The following is a 21,176-nucleotide window of genomic DNA, read 5'->3' as shown; positions in this document are numbered from 1 at the left end:
CATGGATCACCAGCTTCACCGGCAACGCAGCATTAATTTAAAGGTTGAGCCGCAAGCGGCTCAACCCGACAATATTACTCGTCTTCCAGGTAGGTATAACCGTACAAGCCTGACTCAAATTCTTCCACAAACTGAGCGCGCAGATCTTCGTCCAGATCGCTCTGACTGACCTGATTACGGAAGTGCGTCAGTAGCTCTTTGGGATCCAACTGCACATATTCCAGCATGTCAGCCACGGTATCCCCTTCGTCGGACAGCTGAACTTCCACGCTGCCGTCGGTAAAGGCAAACACGTCAACCGCTTCGGTATCGCCGAACAGGTTGTGCATGTTGCCGAGGATCTCCTGATACGCCCCGACCATAAAGAAGCCCAGCATCGGTGGATTATCCACATCGTACTGCGGCATCGGCATCGTGGTGGCAATACCGTCACCATCCACGTAGTGGTCGATGGTGCCGTCAGAGTCACAGGTGATATCCAGCAGAACCGCACGGCGCTCCGGCGACTTGTTCAGCCCTTCCAGCGGCAGAACCGGGAACAGCTGGTCAATACCCCACGCATCCGGCATAGACTGGAACAGCGAGAAGTTGACGTAAATCTTATCCGCCATCCGCTCCTGCAGCTCATCAATGATCGGACGGTGAGCACGGTTGCTCGGGTCCAGATGCTGCTGAATATAGTGGCAGATGCTCAGGTAAAGCTGCTCGGCCCACGAGCGCTGCTTGAGATCGTAAGTCCCCTGCGAATAGCCGGTGTGGATATCGAACAGGTCCATCTGGCTGTCGTGCAGCCATTCACGTAGCGAGCGGCGGTTGTTCGGCTCGTGCATCTCCTGCCAGGTATCCCACATGCTGATGATTGGGCGTGGGGAGTCTTCGGAAGGCGCATCTGGCGTGCTGAATTCGTTGCGCTCAACGCCGATGATATTAGAAACCAGCACGGTGTGGTGAGCGGTAACTGCACGACCAGACTCGGTGATCACCGTGGGGTGCGGCAAATTATGCTCTTCGCAGGCATCACCGATGGCCCAGATCACATTGTTGGCATATTCGTTCAGACCGTAGTTCACCGAGCAGTCAGACTGCGACCGGGTCCCTTCATAGTCCACACCCAAACCGCCGCCAACGTCGAAGCACTGAATATTGACGCCCAGCTTGGCCAGTTCCACGTAGAAACGGGCAGATTCACGAACGCCGGTCGCGATATCGCGAATGTTGGCCATCTGTGAGCCAAGATGGAAGTGCAGAAGCTGCAGGCTTTCCATCCGCCCCGCTTCGCGCATGATGTCCACCAGCTTCAGAACCTGGGTGGCTGACAGACCAAATTTCGATTTTTCACCGCCGCTGGACTGCCATTTACCCGAGCCCTGAGAAGCCAGACGCGCACGAATACCCAGACGCGGAACCACGTTCAGGCGTTCAGCTTCTTCCAGCACCAGCTTCACTTCGGTCATTTTTTCCAGCACCAGATAGACCTTGTGGCCCATCTTCTCACCGATCAGCGCCAGGCGGATGTACTCGCGGTCTTTGTAGCCGTTACAGACGATCACCGAGCGGGTCATTCCGGCATGCGCCAGCACCGCCATCAGTTCCGCTTTTGAACCAGCTTCCAGGCCCAGTGGCTCGCCTGAGTTGATCAGGGATTCAATGACGCGCTTATGCTGGTTAACCTTAATCGGATACACCAGGAAGTAGTCGCCGCGATAGCCGTAAGATTCACGCGCACGTTTAAACGCGGCGTTAATAGAGCGCAGGCGATGCTGCAGGATCTGCGGGAAACAGAACAGCGCGGGCAGACGCTGGCCTTCGGCCTCACGCTCTTTAACCAGCTTAGCCAGATCGACTCGTGCTTCCGGCACGTCCGGATCCGGACAAACGCTGATATGACCCAGTTCGTTCACGTCGTAGTAGTTATTGCCCCACCAGGCAATGTTGTAGGTGCGCAGCATCTTGCTGGCATCTTGATCGCTCATGGCAACCTCCTGCATTGAGCGGAGTACACCCTGTTCGCCTGCTGACGAACCCTTGATAGTTTTGATGTCGTCAGACATTGCGAGCCTCAAATTTTAATGATGCGGAACAGTTAACTACTATCGCAGGGAAAACCTGTGACAACAACCTATTACGAAGCGACGAATTCAGCATAAAACGCTGAAACGCACTAAAAGGCAGTATCTGAAGTATAACATCAAACACGTTGGACTCCGGGGAACGGGTCAAAGAGCCAATAGCCAATCTCCCTCAGCAAAAATCTGAGAGAACCTGAAAAGCAGCCTAAGCGAAGTTACCCGGCGCTGGTGTCGGTATGATTACCGGCCGGTGGAAAATCATGGAGGGTGAAAAGCCAGCGCCAAAAACCCACGGCTGACGTGCCCGCCGCAGGCCCGGAGTGCAATGTAGAAATCACCGGGCGAAACGCAGCGGCGTTTTATACAGCCACCGGAGCAAAAATGCAAAATCTAATTGTGCGAAATGCGGCAGATGTCAGGATAATTTTCCACTTTTCACCTGCACTGAAATTTCATTTCAGTAAAAAAAACTGGCAATCTGCTTAACGTGTAACCTAATATAGCCATCCAGATGTTAATCCATCTATACTGGTTAACTTCTAAGCGTCTTAATATTTGTACTGCTCATGGCTTTGCCTGAGGGGGGCGCTGGAACAACCGCCAGGTTCAGTTTTTTGCGCTAAGCAGTCGAGTTCAACCCGTTTCAGTAAGGTAAAGATTAAATGGCTAAACACCTTTTCACTTCCGAGTCCGTCTCAGAAGGACATCCTGATAAAATCGCTGACCAGATTTCTGATGCCGTGCTCGATGCCATTCTCGAGCAGGATCCGAAAGCCCGCGTTGCCTGCGAAACCTATGTAAAAACCGGCATGGTGCTGGTCGGTGGTGAAATCACCACTACCGCATGGGTCGATATCGAAGAGATCACCCGTAATACCGTGCGTGAAATCGGTTATGTCCATTCCGATATGGGCTTTGATGCCAACTCCTGTGCGGTGCTGAATGCCATTGGTAAACAGTCTCCGGACATCAACCAGGGTGTTGACCGCGCCGATCCGCTGGAACAGGGTGCGGGCGACCAGGGCCTGATGTTTGGCTATGCCACCAACGAAACTGACGTGCTGATGCCAGCACCGGTGACTTATGCTCACCGTCTGGTACAGCGCCAGTCCGAAGTGCGTAAAAACGGCACCCTGCCGTGGTTGCGTCCGGATGCAAAAAGCCAGATCACCTTCCAGTACGACGATGGCAAAATCGTGGGTATTGATGCGGTGGTGCTGTCCACTCAGCATTCTGAAGAGATCTCGCTGAAAGACCTGCAGGAAGCGGTGATGGAAGAGATCATCAAGCCGGTTCTGCCAGCCGAGTGGATCAACGCCAGCACCAAATACCATATCAATCCGACTGGCCGTTTCGTTATCGGTGGCCCAATGGGTGACTGCGGCCTGACCGGTCGTAAAATCATCGTCGATACCTACGGCGGCATGGCTCGTCACGGTGGCGGTGCGTTCTCCGGTAAAGATCCTTCTAAAGTTGACCGTTCAGCGGCCTATGCGGCCCGTTATGTGGCGAAAAACATCGTCGCGGCTGGCCTGGCTGACCGTTGTGAAATTCAGGTTTCCTACGCGATTGGCGTGGCAGAACCAACTTCAATCATGGTTGAGACGTTTGGTACAGAGAAGGTTTCAACTGAACAGCTGACTCTGCTGGTGCGTGAGTTCTTCGACCTGCGCCCATACGGTCTGATTCAGATGCTGGATCTGCTGCACCCGATGTACCGCGAAACTGCGGCATACGGTCATTTTGGTCGCGAACATTTCCCATGGGAAGAAACCAACAAAGCGGCACAGCTGCGTGAAGCTGCCGGTCTGAAGTAAGCTTCAGTCTGCAGGCAGCAAAAAGGGCACCCTGTGGGTGCCCTTTTTGCTGCCTGCAGACTGACACACTGCCCGCAGCTGTCTACACTCTCACTCTCACTGCCACTGCGGGGTGATAATGTTAACGGTTACAGTGTTAAACGTTTTGTTTCGCATACATTTAGGAATTAGCATCCTTAACAATTAGCATCAAAATGCGCTATTTTCAGTGCTGTCCGATATTGAGGCAACAGGAAACCAGGAGAAACTATTTAGTGCTATGACTAACTGGTTATAAAGCGTAAGCACGTGTGAAAATCCCGATTTTAAGAAAGATCTGGTGTGTAACCGATTACACCATTGTGATCTGTCGCACAGTCTTGTGCCCTAGGGTTTTCTAACATTCATAACAACAATAAGCAGTACTACTTACATGGAGGCTACATGCCTGATAATAAGAAACACAGCAGAACATCGAACAAGGCCATGACCTTTTTCGTTTGTTTTCTTGCCGCACTAGCTGGTCTGCTGTTCGGACTGGACATCGGCGTGATTGCCGGGGCCTTACCCTTTATTGCTAAAGACTTTAACGTCACCGCACATCAGCAGGAGTGGATTGTCAGCTCAATGATGTTTGGTGCCGCAGTGGGTGCAGTCGGCAGCGGCTGGATGTCTTCCTATCTGGGCCGTAAAAAGAGCCTGATGATTGGCGCAATCCTGTTCGTTATTGGCTCCCTGTGGTCAGCACTCTCCAGTAACCCGGAGATGCTGATTTTCGCCCGTGTACTGCTGGGTCTGGCCGTGGGTGTGGCATCTTATACCGCTCCGCTTTATCTCTCGGAAATCGCACCAGAGAAAATTCGCGGCAGTATGATTTCCCTGTACCAGCTGATGATCACCATCGGTATTCTGGGTGCTTACCTGTCCGACACTGCCTTCAGCTACACCGGCGAATGGCGCTGGATGCTGGGCGTGATCACCATTCCAGCAGCTCTGTTGCTGGTTGGCGTCTTCTTCCTGCCTAACAGCCCACGCTGGCTGGCGGCGAAAGGCGACTTCCGTACCGCGCAGCGCGTGCTGGATCGTCTGCGTGACACCAGCGAGCAGGCGAAACGTGAACTGGATGAAATCCGCGAAAGTCTGAAGATCAAACAGTCCGGCTGGAGCCTGTTTAAAGACAACAGCAATTTCCGTCGTGCCGTTTATCTGGGCGTGTTGCTGCAGGTCATGCAACAGTTCACCGGGATGAACGTCATCATGTACTACGCGCCGAAGATTTTCGAAATCGCCGGCTTTACCAATACCACTGAGCAGATGTGGGGCACGGTAATCGTAGGTTTGATCAACGTCCTGGCGACCTTTATCGCTATTGGCCTGGTTGACCGCTGGGGCCGTAAACCAACGCTGATCCTTGGCTTCCTGGTGATGGCTGCAGGCATGGGCGTTCTTGGCACCATGCTGCATATGGGTATCCACTCTCAGGGCGCACAGTACTTCGCCGTTGCCATGCTGCTGATGTTTATCGTTGGCTTCGCAATGAGTGCCGGTCCGCTAATCTGGGTTCTCTGTTCTGAGATCCAGCCGCTGAAAGGCCGCGACTTCGGTATCACCGTTTCCACCGCGACCAACTGGATTGCCAACATGATCGTCGGGGCGACCTTCCTGACCATGCTGAACTCGCTGGGCAACGCCAACACCTTCTGGGTTTACGGCGGCCTTAACCTGTTCTTCATTATCCTGACTCTGTGGCTGATCCCGGAAACTAAAAACGTTTCGCTGGAGCACATTGAACGTAACCTGTTGAGCGGCAAAAAACTGCGCGACATCGGTCAGCGTTAAGCCCGACTGCTGGCCGGGGAAACCCGGCCAGATTCATTGAAATCCCCCCATCCACATCGTATTCTCTGCCGTATGAAACCCCTTCGACTCCCGATTGCCCTGCAGCAGGCCGTGATGCGTTCACTACGTGAAAAATTGCAGCAGGCTAACCAGCGACTTGAGCGCAACTATCCCGAACCGAAGCTGGTTTACCAGCAGCGAGGCACCGTCGCAGGCACTGCGTGGCTGCAATACTGGGAAATCCGCCTGAATCCGGTACTGCTGATGGAAAATCAGCAGGCATTTATTGATGAAGTCGTGCCACACGAACTGGCGCACCTTCTGGTCTGGAAGTATTTCGGTCGCGTAGCGCCGCATGGCAAAGAGTGGAAGTGGATGATGGAAAGCGTGCTGGGAGTCGCAGCCAGCCGCACCCACAAGTTTGAGATTAACTCGGTACGCAGCCGCGCTTTCCCCTACCGCTGTGGTTGCCAGCAGCACCAGCTGACCGTCCGCCGCCATAATCGTGTGGTCAGGGGCGAGAGTGAATACCGCTGTGTCCACTGTGGTGAACGGTTATTACCTGGCACTTTCCAGCACTCTGAAAAAACCACCTGATGGCACAAAAAAAGAGCAATAATACGCTGATTTGACTGCGTTCATTTCCTCAAGCCACGGGTATCTGTTACTCTCGCCGCCTTGCCTGAATGACAGATATATGGACTATGTTTCGCAAAATTATCCGCTCCTTTTCGCTCTCTCTGCTGTTCCCCGCATTCTTTTCTCATGCCCTGAACCCCGATAACTACCGTCAGAACAGTTTTTCTCAGGCCAAAGAGTATGCCGCGTATATTAACGCTGCTGCGCCAGGTACGTTCTATTGCGGCTGTAAAATCCGCTGGAAAGGCAAAAAAGGCGTGCCGGATTTGGCCTCTTGCGGCTATAGCGTACGTAAGAATGCCAACCGGGCAAAGCGCATTGAGTGGGAACACGTGGTCCCGGCCTGGACCTTCGGCCATCAGCGCCAGTGCTGGCAACAGGGCGGCAGAAAACAGTGTGCTAAAGATGCCGGTTACCGCCGGATTGAGACAGACCTGCACAACCTGCAACCGTCCATTGGCGAGGTCAATGGCGACCGTGACAACTTTATGTACAGCCAGTGGAATGGCAGCGAGCATCAGTACGGCCAGTGTGAAATGAAGATCGACTTTAAGAATAAGCAGGCAGAACCGCCTGCACGCGCCCGCGGGCCAATTGCCCGCGCCTGGTTCTATATGCGTGACAGGTATCAGATTGGCATGTCCAGTCAGCAAACGCAGCTGATGACCGTCTGGAACAGGCAGTATCCGGTAACGCCATGGGAATGCGAACGCGACAATCATATTGCCAGGGTTCAGGGCAACCACAACCCTTATGTACAGCAGGCTTGCCAGCGGTAAAATCACTGACCTAAACTAGAGGTCACTATTTTGGCCGTGCCTGCGGGTACGGCCAGCTACTTTTATCAGGATCCCCATGCGTATACCCCGCATCTTTCATCCCGAGCCACTGACCGTGGGCAGTGAAGTTGCCCTGTCCGAAGACGCCGCTAATCATGTTGGCCGCGTACTGCGCATGAGCGCGGGTCAGCCCCTGGAATTGTTCGATGGCAGTAATCTGACTTTTGCCGCAGAGATCGTGCAGGCCGACAAAAAAAACGTGCGCGTAACGATTACTGAAAGCCGCAACGACAGCCGTGAATCCCCGCTGTACCTGCATTTAGGCCAGGTCATGTCGCGCGGTGAAAAGATGGAGTTCACCATTCAGAAGGCGGTAGAACTGGGAGTAAATACCATCACCCCCTTGTTTTCTGAGCGCTGCGGCGTAAAGCTGGATGCGGACAGGCTGGCGAAAAAGATCCAGCAGTGGCAGAAAATCGTGATTGCCGCCTGTGAACAGTGCGGCAGAAACAGCGTGCCGGAAGTACGTGAAGCGATGACGCTGGAGGCATGGAGCGCTGAAGAGGCGAGCGGCTTAAAGCTGAATCTGCATCCCAGAGCCAGCCACAGCATTAATACGCTCCCACAACCGGTCAACCGCGTGCGATTATTGATTGGTCCTGAAGGCGGCCTGTCGACAGAGGAGATCAGCATGACGGCCCGCTACGGCTTCACCGATATCCTGTTAGGCCCGCGCGTGCTGCGCACCGAGACCACAGCTCTGACCGCAATTACTGCTCTGCAGGTGCGGTTCGGCGATTTAGGGTAAGAAGAATTAAGCTATAACCGGAGAAACAGAATGATTAAGCTTGGCATTGTGATGGACCCTATTACCTCCATCAATATCAAGAAAGACACCAGCTTCGCCTTCTTGCTGGAAGCACAGCGCCGTGGTTACGAAATTCATTACATGGAGATGAAAGATCTCTACCTGCGCGGCGGTGAAGCACGTGCGCATACACGTCATCTGAGCGTTGAGCAGAACTATGACAAATGGTTTGAATTTGGCAGCGAGCAGGATATTGCGCTGGCCGATCTGAACGTTGTACTGATGCGTAAAGATCCCCCATTCGACACCGAGTTTATCTATGCCACCTACATCCTCGAGCGCGCAGAAGAGAAAGGCACGCTGATCGTGAACAAGCCGCAGAGCCTGCGTGACTGCAACGAGAAGCTGTTCACCGCCTGGTTTGCAGAGCTGACGCCGGACACGCTGGTAACCCGCAGCGCACAGCAGATCCGTAACTTCTGGCAGGAACACGGCGACATTATCCTCAAGCCGCTGGACGGCATGGGCGGCGCGTCAATTTTCCGCATCAAGAAAGAAGATCCGAACCTGTCAGTGATCATTGAAACACTGACCGAGCACGGCAATTTCTACTGCATGGCGCAGAACTACCTGCCAGCAATCAAAGACGGCGACAAGCGAGTACTGGTTGTGGATGGCGAGCCGGTGCCTTACTGCCTGGCGCGTATCCCTAAATCTGGTGAAACCCGCGGCAACCTGGCCGCCGGTGGCCGTGGCGAAGCGCGTCCGCTGAGCGAAAGCGACTGGGAAATTGCCCGCCGCGTGGGGCCGACGCTGAAAGCAAAAGGCCTGATCTTCGTCGGCCTGGATATCATCGGCGACAAGCTGACTGAAATTAACGTCACCAGCCCAACCTGCGTGCGTGAGATCGAGGCCGCATTCCCGATCTCAATTACTGGTATGCTGATGGACGCCATTGAAAAACGCCTTGCCTGACGCTCTGATTGGGGTCAATAGGCCCCTGTGCTCACCCCGTTATCACGCTCTCCTGTCAGGGGGAGCGGTTAACCCGGATACAGAATCTCGATATGAATTTACAGCATCATTTTTTGATTGCCATGCCCACGCTGCAGGACCCGCTGTTCAAACGTTCCGTGGTTTACATCTGCGAGCACAATGAAGATGGCGCAATGGGCCTGATAGTGAATAAGCCGATGGAAAACCTGACGGTAGACGGTATTCTCAAGAAGTTGAAAATCATGCCTGTGCCGCGCGAACCTGACGTCAAGCTGGATAAACCGGTGTTCTCCGGCGGCCCGCTGGCGGAAGATCGTGGATTCATTTTGCATTCAGCGCAGCGTACCTTCGCTTCCAGCATCCGGGTTTCTGATAACACGGTGATCACCACCTCCCGCGATGTGCTGGAGACGCTGGGCACGCCAGACCAGCCCAGTTCCGTGCTGGTCGCCCTTGGCTACTGCGCGTGGGAGAAGAACCAGCTGGAAAGCGAACTGCTTGAAAATGCCTGGCTCACCATCCCCGCCAACAGCAATATCCTGTTCAAAACACCGATTGCCGAGCGGTGGCGTGAAGCGGCGAAAAGTATCGGGGTGGATATCCACAGCATTACCAGCGATGCGGGACATGCCTGATGAGCCACATGATCCTGTTAGCCTTCGATTTTGGCACCAAAAGTATTGGCGTGGCGATTGGCCAGCAGCTGACCGGAACCGCCCGCCCGCTGGCCGCGCTCAAAGCTCAGGACGGTACGCCGGACTGGAGCAAAATAGAGGCGCTGCTGAAAGAGTGGCAGCCGGATCGCGTGGTGGTTGGCCTGCCGCTGAACATGGACGGCACCGAACAGCCCCTGACCGCGCGTGCGCGTAAGTTTGCTAACCGTCTGCATGGACGCTTTGGCGTGCAGGTCGATCTGCACGATGAGCGCCTGAGCACGGTTGAAGCCCGCGCAGACTTGTTCTCCCGTGGCGGTTTCCGCGCCCTGAACAAAGGCAGCGTTGATTCCCTTTCCGCCGTAATCATCCTCGAAAGCTGGTTTGAGAACGCCTGGCAGTAGCAGGCCTCTCCCGTTCATCGCGCATTCTTATCCGGATGCAATCAGCCCCGCTTTCTGCCTTGCGGCAATACTTTGCTCAAATGACTGCATCCCTGACTGCATGCCGGTCTGCACTATCGCCGGTAGCTGATGCGTCTTCCCCTCACGGATCAGATTAGCCACGGCAGGGGTATTGATCAGCACCTCAAACAGCGCCACCCTGCCCTGACTGCTGCCCGGCACCAGCCGCTGGGCAACTACCGCTTTCAGGCTGCCAGCCAGCTGAGTGCGGATCAGCGCCTTCTCCTCACCGGGAAACACGTCCACCAGCCGGTCTACCGCCTGTGCCGCCCCCCGGGTATGTAACGTTGCCAGCACCAGATGACCGGTCTCTGCTGCCGTTAAAGCCAGTTGGATCGTCTCGCTGTCCCGCAGTTCGCCCAGTAGTATGACATCCGGGTCTTCCCTCAACGCGGCCCGTAGCCCGTCACTGAACGATCCGCAGTGCATACCGATTTCCCGCTGCTGCACCAGCGAGCATTCGCTGTGGTGGATAAACTCGATCGGATCTTCGAGCGTAATGATATGCCGCTCCTGCAGGCGGTTAATCTCACCGGCCAGCGCTGCCAGCGTGGTGGACTTGCCGCTACCCGTTGCTCCCGTCACCAGCACCAGGCCATCGCGCAATTGCAGCAGTTGGCTGACCACCGGCGGCACACCTAATGCTGCAAGCTCCGGGCACTCGCTGACAATCATCCTCAGAGCCAGCGACATCCCCAGCCGCTGACGAAAAAGGTTACCCCTCAGGCGCGTGCCATCCGCTAATGTCAGGGCAAAATCGAGCTGCCCGGCCCGCGCAAAGTGATCCTGTTGTGCGCTATCCAGCCAACCCCGAGCGGCACTTTGCAGCAGCTCATCGCTGACCGGCTGCACCTCCGCCATTTTCTGCAACCGGCCGTCACGCCGCCAGAACGGAGAATGGCCACTGCAGAGGTGCAGATCCCCGGCATTATGCTTTACACTAAGGGCCACTATGTCCTCAATATCCATAATTTTTCCCTGACTATGACCTTGATTGAGCACAACTTACAGCAAGTCCGCGAGCGAATCTCAGCGGCAGCCGCACGCTGCGGCCGCGATCCAGAAGAAATTACTCTTCTTGCAGTGAGCAAAACCAAGCCTGCGATCGCCGTCGCAGAAGCGGTGAATGCTGGGCAGGAATGTTTTGGCGAAAACTACGTGCAGGAAGGCGTGGATAAAATTCAGCAACTGGGAAATTCCTCGCTGACCTGGCACTTTATCGGCCCGCTGCAATCCAATAAAAGCCGGCTGGTTGCGGAGCATTTCGACTGGTGTCACACCGTGGATCGGCTGAAGATTGCCACCCGGCTGAACGAGCAGCGCCCGCAAGATTCTACGCCGCTGAACGTGCTGATCCAGATAAACATCAGCGACGAACACAGTAAATCTGGCATCATGCTGGAGTCGCTGCCCGAACTGGCAAAAGAGATTGCCCAACTGCCGCGCTTAATGCTGCGTGGATTGATGGCCATTCCCGCGCCGGAGGCAGATTATCAGCGGCAGCTGGCCGTTTGTCAGCAGATGGCCGAAGCATTCAGCAGGCTGAAAAAAGAGTATCCATCTGTCGATACGCTTTCTCTGGGAATGAGCGACGACATGGAAGCCGCAATTGCGGCAGGCAGTACCATGGTGCGAATTGGCACCGCCATTTTTGGTGCGCGTGATTACGCCACCACTCACAACAATAATTGAGGGAACCCATGCTGACGTTGACTTTCCTTGTCTCAACGGTGATCAACCTGTACGTGAAAGTGTTGTTACTCCGCATCTGGATGCAGTGGGCAAGATGCGATTTCTACAACCCGTTTTCGCAGTTCGTGGTCAAAGTGACCCAGCCGGTGGTCAAGCCATTGCGCCGGGTTATTCCGTCCATCGGGCCGCTGGATACTGCCTCGCTGCTGCTGGCATATGTGCTGAGCGTGCTGCTGTTTACGGTGATGTTTGCCATTCAAAGCCAGGTGCTGATTTTCGATCCAGTGTTCCTGTACTTTGGTCTGGTGTCACTGGTTAAAGCCGCGGGCGTGCTGGTGTTCTGGGCGATCATTATCCGCTCACTGCTGAGTTGGGTAAGCCAGGGCCGCAACCCGGTGGATTATGTGCTGATCCAGCTGACTGAGCCGCTGATGGCCCCTATCCGCAGGATCATCCCGGCAATGGGCGGCATCGATTTCTCCGCGATGGCGGTGATCCTGATCCTGTATATGCTGAACTACCTGGGGATGGACTTCATCCCTGGCTGGTCGCAGCTGTAATTCTGTTGATGTAAAAGAGTCTGGACCTGATATGCAAAAAGTTGTGCTCGCCACCGGTAATCCGGGAAAAGTTCGTGAACTGGCTGATTTACTGGCCGCCTTTGGCCTCGATATCGTGGCGCAAACCGAGCTGGGCGTGGAGTCAGCCGAGGAAACCGGCCTGACGTTTATTGAAAATGCCATTCTGAAGGCACGTCATGCGGCAGCAATCACCGGCTTACCGGCAATTGCCGATGATTCGGGACTGGCCGTGGATGCGCTGGGCGGCGCGCCGGGGATTTACTCGGCGCGCTATGCCGGTCCCGATGCCAGTGACCAGCAGAATCTGGAAAAGCTGCTGCAGGCACTGGAAACGGTGCCGGACGGCAAGCGTAAAGCGCAGTTCCACTGTGTGCTGGTTTATCTGCGCCATACGGAAGACCCGACGCCGCTGGTATTCCACGGCAGCTGGCAGGGTGAGATCACCCGCAGTGCGGCGGGTGAAGGCGGTTTTGGTTACGATCCGATTTTTTTCGTTCCGGAGCTGGGGAAAACCGCGGCTGAGCTGAGCAGGGATGAAAAGCGTGCCGTTTCCCATCGCGGTAAAGCGCTGGCTCTGCTGCTGGATGCGATGAGTAATGCATAACCTCCCTCCCCCGAGCCTCTATATCCACATTCCCTGGTGCGTGCAGAAATGCCCCTACTGCGATTTCAACTCGCACGCACTCAAGGGAGAGGTGCCTCACGAGGAGTACGTGCGTCATCTGCTGGCCGATCTGGATATTGATCTGCCGCTGACTTCGGGCCGTGAAGTGAGCACTATCTTTATTGGTGGTGGCACACCGAGCCTGTTAAGCAGCGAAGCGATGCAGATGCTGCTGGATGGTGTGCGGGCGCGCCTGCCGCTGTCACCCACGGCAGAAATCACCATGGAAGCCAATCCGGGCACGGTTGAGACAGACCGCTTCAGCGGCTACCAGCGGGCCGGGATTAACCGCATTTCAATCGGAGTGCAGAGTTTCAGTCAGCAGAAGCTGGAACGTCTGGGACGCATTCACGGGCCTGCTGAAGCGAAGCGTGCGGCGACTCTGGCTACCAGCCTGGGGCTGCGCAGCTTTAACCTCGATCTGATGCATGGCCTGCCGGACCAGTCACTGGAAGAGGCCCTGGACGATCTGCGTCAGGCGATTGAGCTGGATCCTCCGCATCTTTCCTGGTATCAGCTGACCATTGAACCGAACACGCTGTTCGCTTCCCGTCCGCCGGTGCTGCCGGATGACGATGCGCTGTGGGATATTTTTGAGCAGGGTCACCAGTTGCTGACGGCTGCCGGTTATCAGCAGTACGAGACATCGGCCTATGCCAAACCGGGCTACCGTTGCGAGCACAACCTGAACTACTGGCGTTTTGGTGACTATCTGGGGATTGGCTGTGGCGCACACGGCAAGCTGACTCAGCCGGACGGCACTATTATCCGCACCAGCAAAACCCGTCATCCACGGGGTTTTATGGCGGGAAATTATCTGGATCGACAGTTCGAAGTGGCCGACAGCGAGAAGCCGTTCGAATTCTTTATGAACCGTTTCCGCCTGCTGGAAGCCGCGCCGCGTGAAGAGTTCCAGCGCTACACCGGCTTAACCGAAAGCACCATCCGCCAGCAGTTGGATGAAGCTCTGAGCAAAGGTTATCTGACCGAAACGGCGGAGAGCTGGCAGGTGACGGAAAAAGGAAAGCTGTTTCTGAATTCACTGCTGGAGCTGTTTCTGGCCGAAGAGTAGGGTCAACTGATCGGTCCCCCTTTCCCGAACTTTCTGTTGAACGCTTGAAAGCCTGGAGTACCATTCAGATGGTACGGCAAATAGCCGTACATAATGACAAATATGTAGTGACTACTTTATGAGAAACCCGGATTCATTAAATTATAATCTACTGATGGTCGGCTGGTTTACTTCTACCCTACCAATTCCCTTGCGAATCTGGCTACCCAATTTACTTTCTTACACCTGATACAGCGGGCGGAATAAATTCCGCCCCGACAACGCAGATGATCCCGGCAGAGGACAAATTTATTCCGCCCCGCAAGCAAAATTACTTCAGCCCGGCCACCAGCCCTTTGCGCTGCTGCTCAAGATTGGTTACGCGATTACACACCTCATGGCCGAAGTTCTGGAAATCTTTCTCCTGATCGCCCCACTCGGCTTGCAGAGACTGCTGCAGACCGCCAAGATTACCCATGATCACCTGTAGCGGGTTACCGCCGTTGCCAGACTGCTGGCTGCCCATCTCGTTCAGGCTGTCCTGCAACACGCCGCCCATCGCGCTCTGTACCAGCTTCTCGCCGTCCTGACGCACCTGATCGATGGCCTGATGATGGAAAGTCAGCCCATCGCTGCGGTGTTCAATGATGCGGTTCATCTGCTCTTTCAGCTGTGTATCCAGCTTGCTCAGGCGATTGCGCACGTTGCTGTTGCTGCCCAGCTTCTCCACAATCACTTTATCCAGCACCACACGCCCCTTCTCCAGGTGGGAACGCGCGCCCTGATCCACCCACGGCAGATCCCGGCGCAGTGCGGTCTGATAATCGATAGCTTTCTGACGGGTGGCGGTGTCCACCGTCGCGGCCTGTCCGTTACGCTGCACATCCCCCGCAGGGGTAATGACCAGGTTGCCGTTGGCGCCCACCACCTGCACGGTCTGCGGCGTGATCACCACGTCATCCTGCGGCTTCACGCTGCACTGATAATCTGCCTGCACCTGACCTGCCACCAGTAACAGCACGCCAACCATTAACTCTTTACGCATTTGCTTTCTCCTGAGAGTGAAAAGGCCACGCAAGCGTGGCCCCGACGGACATCCGTTCTTGTCTGCTTAGTCCCACCAGACGTCAAAAAGTTCGGTAACCTGAATGTTGTTCAGCTTACGATCGGACAACCACTTGCGCACAATCTCACGGTGCTCGTCAGTGCATTTGCCGGTCTGCTGCAGGCAGATCAGCCCTTCCCACTGCAGATAGCCGCTGCCATCAAAGGCCAGGCCATTCGGGTCGATCACTTCTTCAATCAGTGCATCTAAGGTGCTGTCGATCGTCTCTTCGTTGCTCCCTTCCGGGAAAGCGAAACCAATGGAAAAGCCTAATTCCTGGAACTCATCGATATGCATCTTTTTGCGCAAACGACGACTGCGGTGGGTAGCCATTATTTAATCCTCTCAAACATAAGATCCCAAACACCGTGGCCCAGACGCTGGCCGCGCTGCTCAAATTTGGTCAGTGGTCGTGACGCCGGACGCGGCACATAGGCCTGCGTTTCCGACTGGTTTTTATAGCCCGCAATGCTGTTCATCACTTCCAGCATATGTTCTGCATAGGCTTCCCAGTCCGTCGCCATATGGAACACGCCGCCCAGCTTCAGCTTACGCAGCACCAGCTCAGCAAACGGCACCTGCACGATACGACGCTTATTATGGCGCGCTTTATGCCACGGGTCCGGGAAGAACAGCTGCACCATACGCAGTGAATTATCCGGGATCATGTGGTTCAGCACATCCACCGCATCGTGGCACATCACGCGCAGATTCTCCACGCCTGCCTCATCGGCGGCGCTCAGGCAGGCACCCACACCCGGTGAATGCACTTCAATACCAAGAAAGTTCTGCTGCGGATTGGCCTGCGCCATGGTCACCAGCGAGGCCCCCATACCGAAGCCAATTTCCAGCACCACCGGCGCTTCACGCCCAAAAAGTTCTGCCAGATCAACAGGCTCAGGCTGGTATTCCACGCCTGACACCGGCCAGAAATGGTCCAGCGCATGCTGCTGGCCTTTGGTCAGACGGCCCTGACGACGAACGAAGCTACGAATACGGCGCATCGGACGGCCGTTTTCATCAAACTCCGGAGAAATAACATCATTCTTCATGTTTTTGCCTGTTGGTCTGCAATATCTGGAAAACGGGCATTATGCAAAGTTACAGCGGTTAAGCAAGCCCTGGAAACTTCCGGTTTACAGCATAGTTGGTCTGTGCTGGAATCCCAGCCTGATTTTCAATTATCCGGGGTTTTCTCTGACATGATGCAAGCGCAGCAGTTCTCCAGCCAGGTCCTTGACTGGTATCAGCGCTTTGGCCGCAAAACCCTGCCCTGGCAGCAGGGAAAAACGCCCTATAAAGTCTGGCTTTCTGAAGTCATGCTGCAACAAACGCAGGTGGCGACCGTTATACCCTATTTTGAACGGTTTATGGCCCGCTTCCCCACCGTCACCGATCTGGCAGCAGCCCCGCTGGATGAGGTGCTGCACCTGTGGACCGGGCTGGGTTACTATGCCCGCGCGCGCAACTTACATAAAGCAGCAATTCAGGTGACGGAGAAGCACGGCGGCAAATTCCCGGAAACTTATGACGAAGTAGCCGACCTGCCCGGCGTGGGACGTTCCACTGCCGGGGCAATCCTTTCCCTTTCCCTCGGTCAGCACTTCCCGATCCTCGACGGCAACGTTAAGCGCGTGCTGGCGCGCTGTTATGCTGTCGCTGGTTGGCCTGGCAAAAAAGAGGTGGAAAAACGCCTGTGGGAAATCAGCGAAGACGTCACGCCCGCAGCAGGCGTCAGCCAGTTTAATCAGGCGATGATGGATCTGGGCGCGATGGTCTGCACCCGCTCGAAACCGAAATGTGAAATTTGCCCGCTGAACCTCGGCTGCATGGCCTACGCCAATAACAGCTGGGCGAACTATCCGGGGAAAAAACCAAAGCAAACACTGCCGGAGCGCACCGGCTGGATGCTGATGATGCAGCGCGACGACGGCGTGTGGCTGGAACAGCGCCCGCCTGTCGGGCTTTGGGGCGGCCTGTTCTGCTTTCCCCAGTTTACCACCCGTTCAGAGCTGGAAAACTGGCTGAGCGAACGTCTTATCGACAGCAAGGCGCTGCAACAGGGCATCGCCTTCCGTCACACCTTCAGCCATTTCCACCTTGATATCGTGCCAATGTGGCTGAAACTGCCTGCGGCAGGCGCGGTAATGGATGAAGGCGCTGGTCTCTGGTATAACTTAGCCCAGCCACAGTCCGTCGGGCTGGCAGCGCCGGTGGACCGCCTGCTACAGCAGCTGCGCCAGCCACAACAAATTGCGCCGGGCATTCGCGCAACAGAAGAGGAAGAGTAATGAGCAGAACCATATTTTGCACGTTCCTGCAGCGTGACGCTGAAGGGCAGGATTTTCAGCTGTATCCGGGCGACCTGGGCAAACGCATCTATAACGAGATTTCCAAAGAAGCCTGGTCGCAGTGGATGACCAAGCAGACCATGCTGATCAACGAGAAGAAACTCAGCATGATGAACCCGGAAGATCGCAAACAGCTGGAACAGGAGATGGTCAATTTCCTGTTTGAAGGCCACGACGTTCACATCGAAGGTTATACCCCGCCGGAAAAATAATCGTTGGGCCTCGCGATGGAGGCCCTCTCAATTTGGGCGAAGCACGACACAATGAATAAAAAGCTGATTAGTTTACTGATCATCGCACCGTTGTTGATCTCCTGTTCCGGCAATAAAAAACCGAAGTTCCACGAAGAGTGGGTTAAGGACACCAACGGCTTTGACATTTTGATGGGGCAATTTGCCCACAACATCGAGAATATCTGGGGCATCAATGAAGTGCTGATTGCCGGCCCCAAAGACTACGTTAAGTACAGCGATCAATATTACACCCGCAGCCACATCAACTTTGATGCCGGTACCATCACCATCGAGACCATTGCCGGGACCGATCAGATGGCCAGCCTGCGTCAGGCTATTATCACCACGCTGCTGATCGGTGATACCCCGGGCAACGTCGATCTCTACTCCGATGCCAATGATATTGAGATCGGTAAAGAACCGCTGCTGTATGGCGAGGTGCTGGATAATACCGGCCAGCCGATCCGCTGGCAGGGCCGCGCGGCCAGCTTTGCCGACTACCTGATCCAGAACAAGCTGCAACGCCGTAACGCCGGGCTGCATGTGATCTGGTCGGTAACCATTCCAATGGTGCCGAACCATCTCGACAAGCGTGCACACAAGTACCTGCCGATGGTGCGTGAAGCGGCAGCGAAATATGGCGTCGATCAGTCGCTGATCCTGGCGATCATGCAGATTGAATCAAGCTTTAACCCATATGCCGTCAGCCACTCTGACGCGCTGGGTCTGATGCAGGTTGTGCAGCATACCGCAGGCGTGGATGTGTTCCGGATGAAAGGGAAATGGGGCAAACCAAGCCGCAGCTACCTGCTTGACCCGGAGAACAACATTGATGCCGGTACAGCCTATCTCTCACTGCTGCAGGGCAGCTATCTGTCAGGGATTGTGAACCCGACCTCGCGGCGTTACGCGGTGATCACGGCTTATAATGGCGGAGCGGGAAGCGTGCTGAAAGTCTTCTCCAGCGACAAGAATCAGGCTTTCGCTAACATTAACAATCTGTCGCCGTCTCAGGTTTATCAGACACTGACCACTAACCACCCTTCGGCCGAGTCGCGTCGCTATCTGTACAAAGTGAGCAGCGCGCAGAAAAGCTACCACCAGTACTGATCGGACAGCAAAAAAAACGGCGGATCTTGCGATCCGCCATCCAGAGGGGGGAAAAATTCCCTGATGTTGGTAAAAATTAACGATTTATATTTTTAAATTGTTTTGTCGTTTCAGTCAGTGCGACCTCGGTTGGCAAACGCTCCATGGAGCTTGCGCCGTAAAAGCCGTCACACTGAGGGCAATGGTCAAGAATGTACTGTGCATCCTCCAGACTGGAGATTGGCCCTCCATGACACAACACAATCACATCCTTGCGCACATTCTTTGCAGCCTCTGCCCACTGATTAATAAGCGGCACGCAATCCGATAACTTAAGCGCGGTCTCTGCACCAATATTTCCACCGGTGGTCAGGCCCATGTGCGGCACGATAATATCAGCACCGGCTTCCGTCATTGCCACCGCATCCGCTGCGCTGAACACATACGGCGTGGTCAGCAATCCTTTCTGATGGGCCAGAGCGATCATCTCCACTTCCAGCCCGTATCCCATGCCGGTTTCTTCCAGATTGGCGCGAAAATTACCGTCAATCAGCCCCACCGTCGGGAAGTTCTGCACACCGGAGAACCCCATCGCTTTCAGGTCGTCGAGAAATTTGTCGAAATGGCAGAAAGGATCGGTACCGTTGACCCCCGCGAGAACCGGGGTCTTTTTCACTACCGGCAGCACCTCTTTCGCCATATCCACCACGATTTCGTTGGCGTTGCCGTAAGCCAGCAGCCCAGCCAGCGATCCGCGCCCGGCCATACGATAACGACCAGAATTGTAGATAACGATCAGATCGATACCACCCGCTTCCTCACACTTAGCCGACAGACCGGTTCCGGCTCCGCCGCCAATAATCGGTTCACGACGGGCAATCATCTCATTGAATTTTTTCAGTATTTCCTGACGGGTAAACGCCATATTCAGAACTCCTTCTCTGCAAGCTGACGGAACTGCTGTACCGCCGCCTGAGCGAATTCAGGGGTGTTAATGTGGTAAGGCAGACGGACGATTTTACGCCGCCGGGTCTGCAACAGAGTCTCTTCAAGCGTGGTGATAAAGGCCAGGTTCGCGTCGGGTGACCAGAATGGCTGCTCCGGCGCATCGAGCGCGGAGAACCCGCCCACTGGGATCAGAAAGACCACATCCCCTTCGCAGCGGTTCAGCTTCTCTGCAATCCACTTCGCCATCGCCACGTTCTCTTCCGGCGTGGTTCGCATCAGCGTAACCTGCGCATTGTGATGGTAAAACAGGCGCCCGGCATATTTCTCCGGGATGGTGGAAGGATGGCCGAAGTTCACCATATCCAGCGCACCGCACGAAATCACGCAGGGGATTTTCTTCTTCGCCACAGCATCGAAGCGGGTTTCATCGCAGGCCAGTACGCCATCGAACAGCAGATCACAGACTTCGGTAGTGGTGAGATCCAGCAGCCCGGAAAGCATACCGCTGTCGGTCAGTTTCTCCATCGCCCTGCCGCCGCTGCCGGTGGCATGGAATACCAGGCAGTCATAATCCTTCTCCAGCTTCTCGCTGACTTGCTGAATGCACGGCGTGGTAACGCCGAACATGGTCAGCCCCAGCGCCGGTTTCTCATCATCATCACTGTCCGTTTCGAACAGCACCGCACCAGCAATCTGGTGCGCCGCGTTGCCCAAAACCTTTCGGGAAATGCGATTCAGGCCGGCAACGTCCGTGACCGAATAGATCATGCTGATATCGCTGGCCCCCACATAGCCGGAAACTTCACCGGAAGCCATGGTCGACACCATCACCTTTGGCACGCCGACCGGCAGCGCCTGCATCGCCGGGGTAATCAGCGCGGTACCACCGGACCCGCCCAGGCCTATTACTCCGACCAGGTTCTGACGCCTGCTGAGGAAAATCTTAAATGCCAGCGCCATCGCATCGATGGCCTTACCGCGATCTTTGCAGAACACCGCATCGCGCCCATCGGGATGAAAATCGGCCACCAGTTCCGGCGGGAAATCCGCCCTGGAAGTGCCGTTAACTGATTGAGTCGACAGGTCTACCGTTAAAACCTCAGCACCCGTTTCGGCAATGCATTCGCTGACGTAAAACAGTTCCCTTCCTTTAGTATCTGCCGTCGCTGCGGCATAGATATAACCAGTATAATTAGTCATAGTCGTAACAACACCCTGTTATCAGACGTAATAAAAACTTGATAAAACAACAGTAAAGACGTAAATAACCACAGAGGTATATTGACTCTGCATGTTGTGAGATAACAGTATCACCTTCATTAATGATAAATCAATTGAATGGAATGTGCGTCTCACCGGGAAGTTGGCTATGCTTGTTGTGGGATCTGAAATACAGGTTCTGACTGGCGATAACACAGC

At 55.0% G+C, this 21,176-nt stretch carries 23 protein-coding genes; 16 read left to right on the top strand and 7 right to left on the bottom strand.

Annotated elements, in window-relative coordinates; all coding sequences use genetic code 11:
* Positions 1 to 74: 74 nt before the first annotated feature.
* Entirely contained in the window at positions 75 to 2,051 is a 1,977-nt protein-coding gene (gene speA, locus AC3Y5R_RS05440; RefSeq protein WP_489920475.1) for a biosynthetic arginine decarboxylase, read from the bottom strand.
* Between the two features lie 285 nt (positions 2,052 to 2,336).
* Between speA and AC3Y5R_RS05435 the strand changes: the two genes are divergently transcribed.
* From AC3Y5R_RS05435 to ruvX, 9 genes are all read left to right on the top strand, one after another.
* Positions 2,337 to 2,555: a hypothetical protein gene (locus tag AC3Y5R_RS05435; protein WP_489920474.1), complete on the top strand. Its 219-nt coding sequence runs from the start codon at positions 2,337 to 2,339 to the stop codon at positions 2,553 to 2,555.
* Between the two features lie 176 nt (positions 2,556 to 2,731).
* The gene (metK, locus tag AC3Y5R_RS05430) at positions 2,732 to 3,886 is read left to right on the top strand and encodes a methionine adenosyltransferase (RefSeq protein ID WP_489920473.1); all 1,155 of its coding nucleotides are present in this window, start codon (positions 2,732 to 2,734) and stop codon (positions 3,884 to 3,886) included.
* Between the two features lie 423 nt (positions 3,887 to 4,309).
* Entirely contained in the window at positions 4,310 to 5,704 is a 1,395-nt protein-coding gene (locus AC3Y5R_RS05425; RefSeq protein ID WP_489920472.1) for a sugar porter family MFS transporter, read from the top strand.
* 72 nt (positions 5,705 to 5,776) lie between these two features.
* Positions 5,777 to 6,301, top strand: coding sequence for a SprT family zinc-dependent metalloprotease (locus tag AC3Y5R_RS05420; protein WP_489920471.1), 525 nt, complete (start codon positions 5,777 to 5,779; stop codon positions 6,299 to 6,301).
* Between the two features lie 107 nt (positions 6,302 to 6,408).
* On the top strand, positions 6,409 to 7,122 hold the full coding sequence (gene endA / locus AC3Y5R_RS05415; RefSeq protein ID WP_489920470.1) for a deoxyribonuclease I: 714 nt from the start codon (positions 6,409 to 6,411) through the stop codon (positions 7,120 to 7,122).
* Positions 7,123 to 7,198: 76 nt separating this feature from the next.
* Positions 7,199 to 7,930 (top strand): 16S rRNA (uracil(1498)-N(3))-methyltransferase, encoded by a 732-nt coding sequence (gene rsmE / locus AC3Y5R_RS05410; RefSeq protein ID WP_489920469.1) that lies wholly within the window; start codon positions 7,199 to 7,201, stop codon positions 7,928 to 7,930.
* Positions 7,931 to 7,960: 30 nt separating this feature from the next.
* On the top strand, positions 7,961 to 8,905 hold the full coding sequence (gshB, locus tag AC3Y5R_RS05405; RefSeq protein ID WP_158783913.1) for a glutathione synthase: 945 nt from the start codon (positions 7,961 to 7,963) through the stop codon (positions 8,903 to 8,905).
* Between the two features lie 92 nt (positions 8,906 to 8,997).
* Positions 8,998 to 9,561: a YqgE/AlgH family protein gene (locus AC3Y5R_RS05400; protein WP_489920468.1), complete on the top strand. Its 564-nt coding sequence runs from the start codon at positions 8,998 to 9,000 to the stop codon at positions 9,559 to 9,561.
* The gene (gene ruvX, locus AC3Y5R_RS05395) at positions 9,561 to 9,983 is read left to right on the top strand and encodes a Holliday junction resolvase RuvX (RefSeq protein WP_489920467.1); all 423 of its coding nucleotides are present in this window, start codon (positions 9,561 to 9,563) and stop codon (positions 9,981 to 9,983) included. Before AC3Y5R_RS05400 ends, ruvX begins: the two co-directional genes overlap by 1 nt.
* A gap of 27 nt (positions 9,984 to 10,010) precedes the next feature.
* Here ruvX and AC3Y5R_RS05390 read toward each other — a convergent pair whose 3' ends face one another.
* Entirely contained in the window at positions 10,011 to 11,012 is a 1,002-nt protein-coding gene (locus AC3Y5R_RS05390; protein WP_489920466.1) for a type IV pilus twitching motility protein PilT, read from the bottom strand.
* Positions 11,013 to 11,027: 15 nt separating this feature from the next.
* Between AC3Y5R_RS05390 and AC3Y5R_RS05385 the strand changes: the two genes are divergently transcribed.
* Genes AC3Y5R_RS05385 through hemW form a run of 4 tightly spaced genes read left to right on the top strand, consistent with a single transcriptional unit; the run spans position 11,028 to position 14,052 of the window.
* On the top strand, positions 11,028 to 11,735 hold the full coding sequence (locus tag AC3Y5R_RS05385) for a YggS family pyridoxal phosphate-dependent enzyme (protein WP_489920465.1): 708 nt from the start codon (positions 11,028 to 11,030) through the stop codon (positions 11,733 to 11,735).
* Positions 11,736 to 11,743: 8 nt separating this feature from the next.
* Positions 11,744 to 12,295, top strand: a complete 552-nt coding sequence (locus AC3Y5R_RS05380) for a YggT family protein (protein WP_158783910.1) — start codon at positions 11,744 to 11,746, stop codon at positions 12,293 to 12,295.
* A 31-nt stretch (positions 12,296 to 12,326) separates the two neighbouring features.
* Positions 12,327 to 12,920 carry an XTP/dITP diphosphatase gene (locus AC3Y5R_RS05375; RefSeq protein WP_489920464.1) on the top strand — a complete coding sequence of 198 codons (594 nt, stop codon included), beginning with the start codon at positions 12,327 to 12,329 and terminating at the stop codon, positions 12,918 to 12,920.
* The gene (gene hemW / locus AC3Y5R_RS05370; protein ID WP_489920463.1) at positions 12,913 to 14,052 is read left to right on the top strand and encodes a radical SAM family heme chaperone HemW; all 1,140 of its coding nucleotides are present in this window, start codon (positions 12,913 to 12,915) and stop codon (positions 14,050 to 14,052) included. The genes AC3Y5R_RS05375 and hemW overlap by 8 nt, the downstream gene beginning before the upstream one ends.
* Positions 14,053 to 14,362: 310 nt before the next feature.
* Here hemW and AC3Y5R_RS05365 read toward each other — a convergent pair whose 3' ends face one another.
* The 3 genes from AC3Y5R_RS05365 to trmB all read right to left on the bottom strand — a co-directional run bounded on the left by AC3Y5R_RS05365 (position 14,363) and on the right by trmB (position 16,188).
* Positions 14,363 to 15,076 (bottom strand): YggN family protein, encoded by a 714-nt coding sequence (locus AC3Y5R_RS05365; RefSeq protein WP_489920462.1) that lies wholly within the window; start codon positions 15,074 to 15,076, stop codon positions 14,363 to 14,365.
* A gap of 66 nt (positions 15,077 to 15,142) precedes the next feature.
* On the bottom strand, positions 15,143 to 15,469 hold the full coding sequence (locus AC3Y5R_RS05360; RefSeq protein ID WP_489920461.1) for a YggL family protein: 327 nt from the start codon (positions 15,467 to 15,469) through the stop codon (positions 15,143 to 15,145).
* Entirely contained in the window at positions 15,469 to 16,188 is a 720-nt protein-coding gene (gene trmB / locus AC3Y5R_RS05355; RefSeq protein WP_489920460.1) for a tRNA (guanosine(46)-N7)-methyltransferase TrmB, read from the bottom strand. Before trmB ends, AC3Y5R_RS05360 begins: the two co-directional genes overlap by 1 nt.
* 150 nt (positions 16,189 to 16,338) lie before the next feature.
* On the opposite strand from trmB, the gene mutY reads away from it, so the two are divergent.
* The 3 genes from mutY to mltC are packed head-to-tail and all read left to right on the top strand — an operon-like array spanning position 16,339 to position 18,830.
* A complete protein-coding gene (gene mutY, locus AC3Y5R_RS05350) occupies positions 16,339 to 17,427 on the top strand; it encodes an A/G-specific adenine glycosylase (RefSeq protein WP_489920459.1) in 1,089 nt (362 codons plus the stop codon).
* Positions 17,427 to 17,699 (top strand): oxidative damage protection protein, encoded by a 273-nt coding sequence (locus AC3Y5R_RS05345; RefSeq protein ID WP_489920458.1) that lies wholly within the window; start codon positions 17,427 to 17,429, stop codon positions 17,697 to 17,699. The genes mutY and AC3Y5R_RS05345 overlap by 1 nt, the downstream gene beginning before the upstream one ends.
* Before the next feature lie 51 nt (positions 17,700 to 17,750).
* Positions 17,751 to 18,830: a membrane-bound lytic murein transglycosylase MltC gene (gene mltC, locus AC3Y5R_RS05340; protein ID WP_489920457.1), complete on the top strand. Its 1,080-nt coding sequence runs from the start codon at positions 17,751 to 17,753 to the stop codon at positions 18,828 to 18,830.
* Positions 18,831 to 18,906: 76 nt separating this feature from the next.
* Here mltC and AC3Y5R_RS05335 read toward each other — a convergent pair whose 3' ends face one another.
* Together AC3Y5R_RS05335 and AC3Y5R_RS05330 are read right to left on the bottom strand one after the other, a co-directional pair.
* Positions 18,907 to 19,734 carry a phosphoenolpyruvate hydrolase family protein gene (locus AC3Y5R_RS05335; RefSeq protein ID WP_489920456.1) on the bottom strand — a complete coding sequence of 276 codons (828 nt, stop codon included), beginning with the start codon at positions 19,732 to 19,734 and terminating at the stop codon, positions 18,907 to 18,909.
* Positions 19,735 to 19,736: 2 nt separating this feature from the next.
* On the bottom strand, positions 19,737 to 20,957 hold the full coding sequence (locus AC3Y5R_RS05330) for a Tm-1-like ATP-binding domain-containing protein (protein ID WP_489920455.1): 1,221 nt from the start codon (positions 20,955 to 20,957) through the stop codon (positions 19,737 to 19,739).
* Positions 20,958 to 21,176: the final 219 nt, after the last annotated feature.

This window comes from Erwinia sp. 009765445, from assembly GCF_058137865.1.
Note: the sequence above shows the minus strand (reverse complement) of the source record. Positions and strands in the feature narration are given on the sequence as shown.

Bases quoted from the DNA above. Each gene is read 5' to 3' on its own strand.
- speA (WP_489920475.1), bottom strand. From the start codon at position 2,051: ATGTCTGACGACATCAAAACTATCAAGGGTTCGTCAGCAGGCGAACAG.
- metK (WP_489920473.1), top strand. From the start codon at position 2,732: ATGGCTAAACACCTTTTCACTTCCGAGTCCGTCTCAGAAGGACATCCT.
- AC3Y5R_RS05425 (WP_489920472.1), top strand. From the start codon at position 4,310: ATGCCTGATAATAAGAAACACAGCAGAACATCGAACAAGGCCATGACC.
- AC3Y5R_RS05420 (WP_489920471.1), top strand. From the start codon at position 5,777: ATGAAACCCCTTCGACTCCCGATTGCCCTGCAGCAGGCCGTGATGCGT.
- endA (WP_489920470.1), top strand. From the start codon at position 6,409: ATGTTTCGCAAAATTATCCGCTCCTTTTCGCTCTCTCTGCTGTTCCCC.
- rsmE (WP_489920469.1), top strand. From the start codon at position 7,199: ATGCGTATACCCCGCATCTTTCATCCCGAGCCACTGACCGTGGGCAGT.
- gshB (WP_158783913.1), top strand. From the start codon at position 7,961: ATGATTAAGCTTGGCATTGTGATGGACCCTATTACCTCCATCAATATC.
- AC3Y5R_RS05400 (WP_489920468.1), top strand. From the start codon at position 8,998: ATGAATTTACAGCATCATTTTTTGATTGCCATGCCCACGCTGCAGGAC.
- ruvX (WP_489920467.1), top strand. From the start codon at position 9,561: ATGAGCCACATGATCCTGTTAGCCTTCGATTTTGGCACCAAAAGTATT.
- AC3Y5R_RS05390 (WP_489920466.1), bottom strand. From the start codon at position 11,012: ATGGATATTGAGGACATAGTGGCCCTTAGTGTAAAGCATAATGCCGGG.
- AC3Y5R_RS05385 (WP_489920465.1), top strand. From the start codon at position 11,028: ATGACCTTGATTGAGCACAACTTACAGCAAGTCCGCGAGCGAATCTCA.
- AC3Y5R_RS05380 (WP_158783910.1), top strand. From the start codon at position 11,744: ATGCTGACGTTGACTTTCCTTGTCTCAACGGTGATCAACCTGTACGTG.
- AC3Y5R_RS05375 (WP_489920464.1), top strand. From the start codon at position 12,327: ATGCAAAAAGTTGTGCTCGCCACCGGTAATCCGGGAAAAGTTCGTGAA.
- hemW (WP_489920463.1), top strand. From the start codon at position 12,913: ATGCATAACCTCCCTCCCCCGAGCCTCTATATCCACATTCCCTGGTGC.
- AC3Y5R_RS05365 (WP_489920462.1), bottom strand. From the start codon at position 15,076: ATGCGTAAAGAGTTAATGGTTGGCGTGCTGTTACTGGTGGCAGGTCAG.
- AC3Y5R_RS05360 (WP_489920461.1), bottom strand. From the start codon at position 15,469: ATGGCTACCCACCGCAGTCGTCGTTTGCGCAAAAAGATGCATATCGAT.
- trmB (WP_489920460.1), bottom strand. From the start codon at position 16,188: ATGAAGAATGATGTTATTTCTCCGGAGTTTGATGAAAACGGCCGTCCG.
- mutY (WP_489920459.1), top strand. From the start codon at position 16,339: ATGATGCAAGCGCAGCAGTTCTCCAGCCAGGTCCTTGACTGGTATCAG.
- AC3Y5R_RS05345 (WP_489920458.1), top strand. From the start codon at position 17,427: ATGAGCAGAACCATATTTTGCACGTTCCTGCAGCGTGACGCTGAAGGG.
- mltC (WP_489920457.1), top strand. From the start codon at position 17,751: ATGAATAAAAAGCTGATTAGTTTACTGATCATCGCACCGTTGTTGATC.
- AC3Y5R_RS05335 (WP_489920456.1), bottom strand. From the start codon at position 19,734: ATGGCGTTTACCCGTCAGGAAATACTGAAAAAATTCAATGAGATGATT.
- AC3Y5R_RS05330 (WP_489920455.1), bottom strand. From the start codon at position 20,957: ATGACTAATTATACTGGTTATATCTATGCCGCAGCGACGGCAGATACT.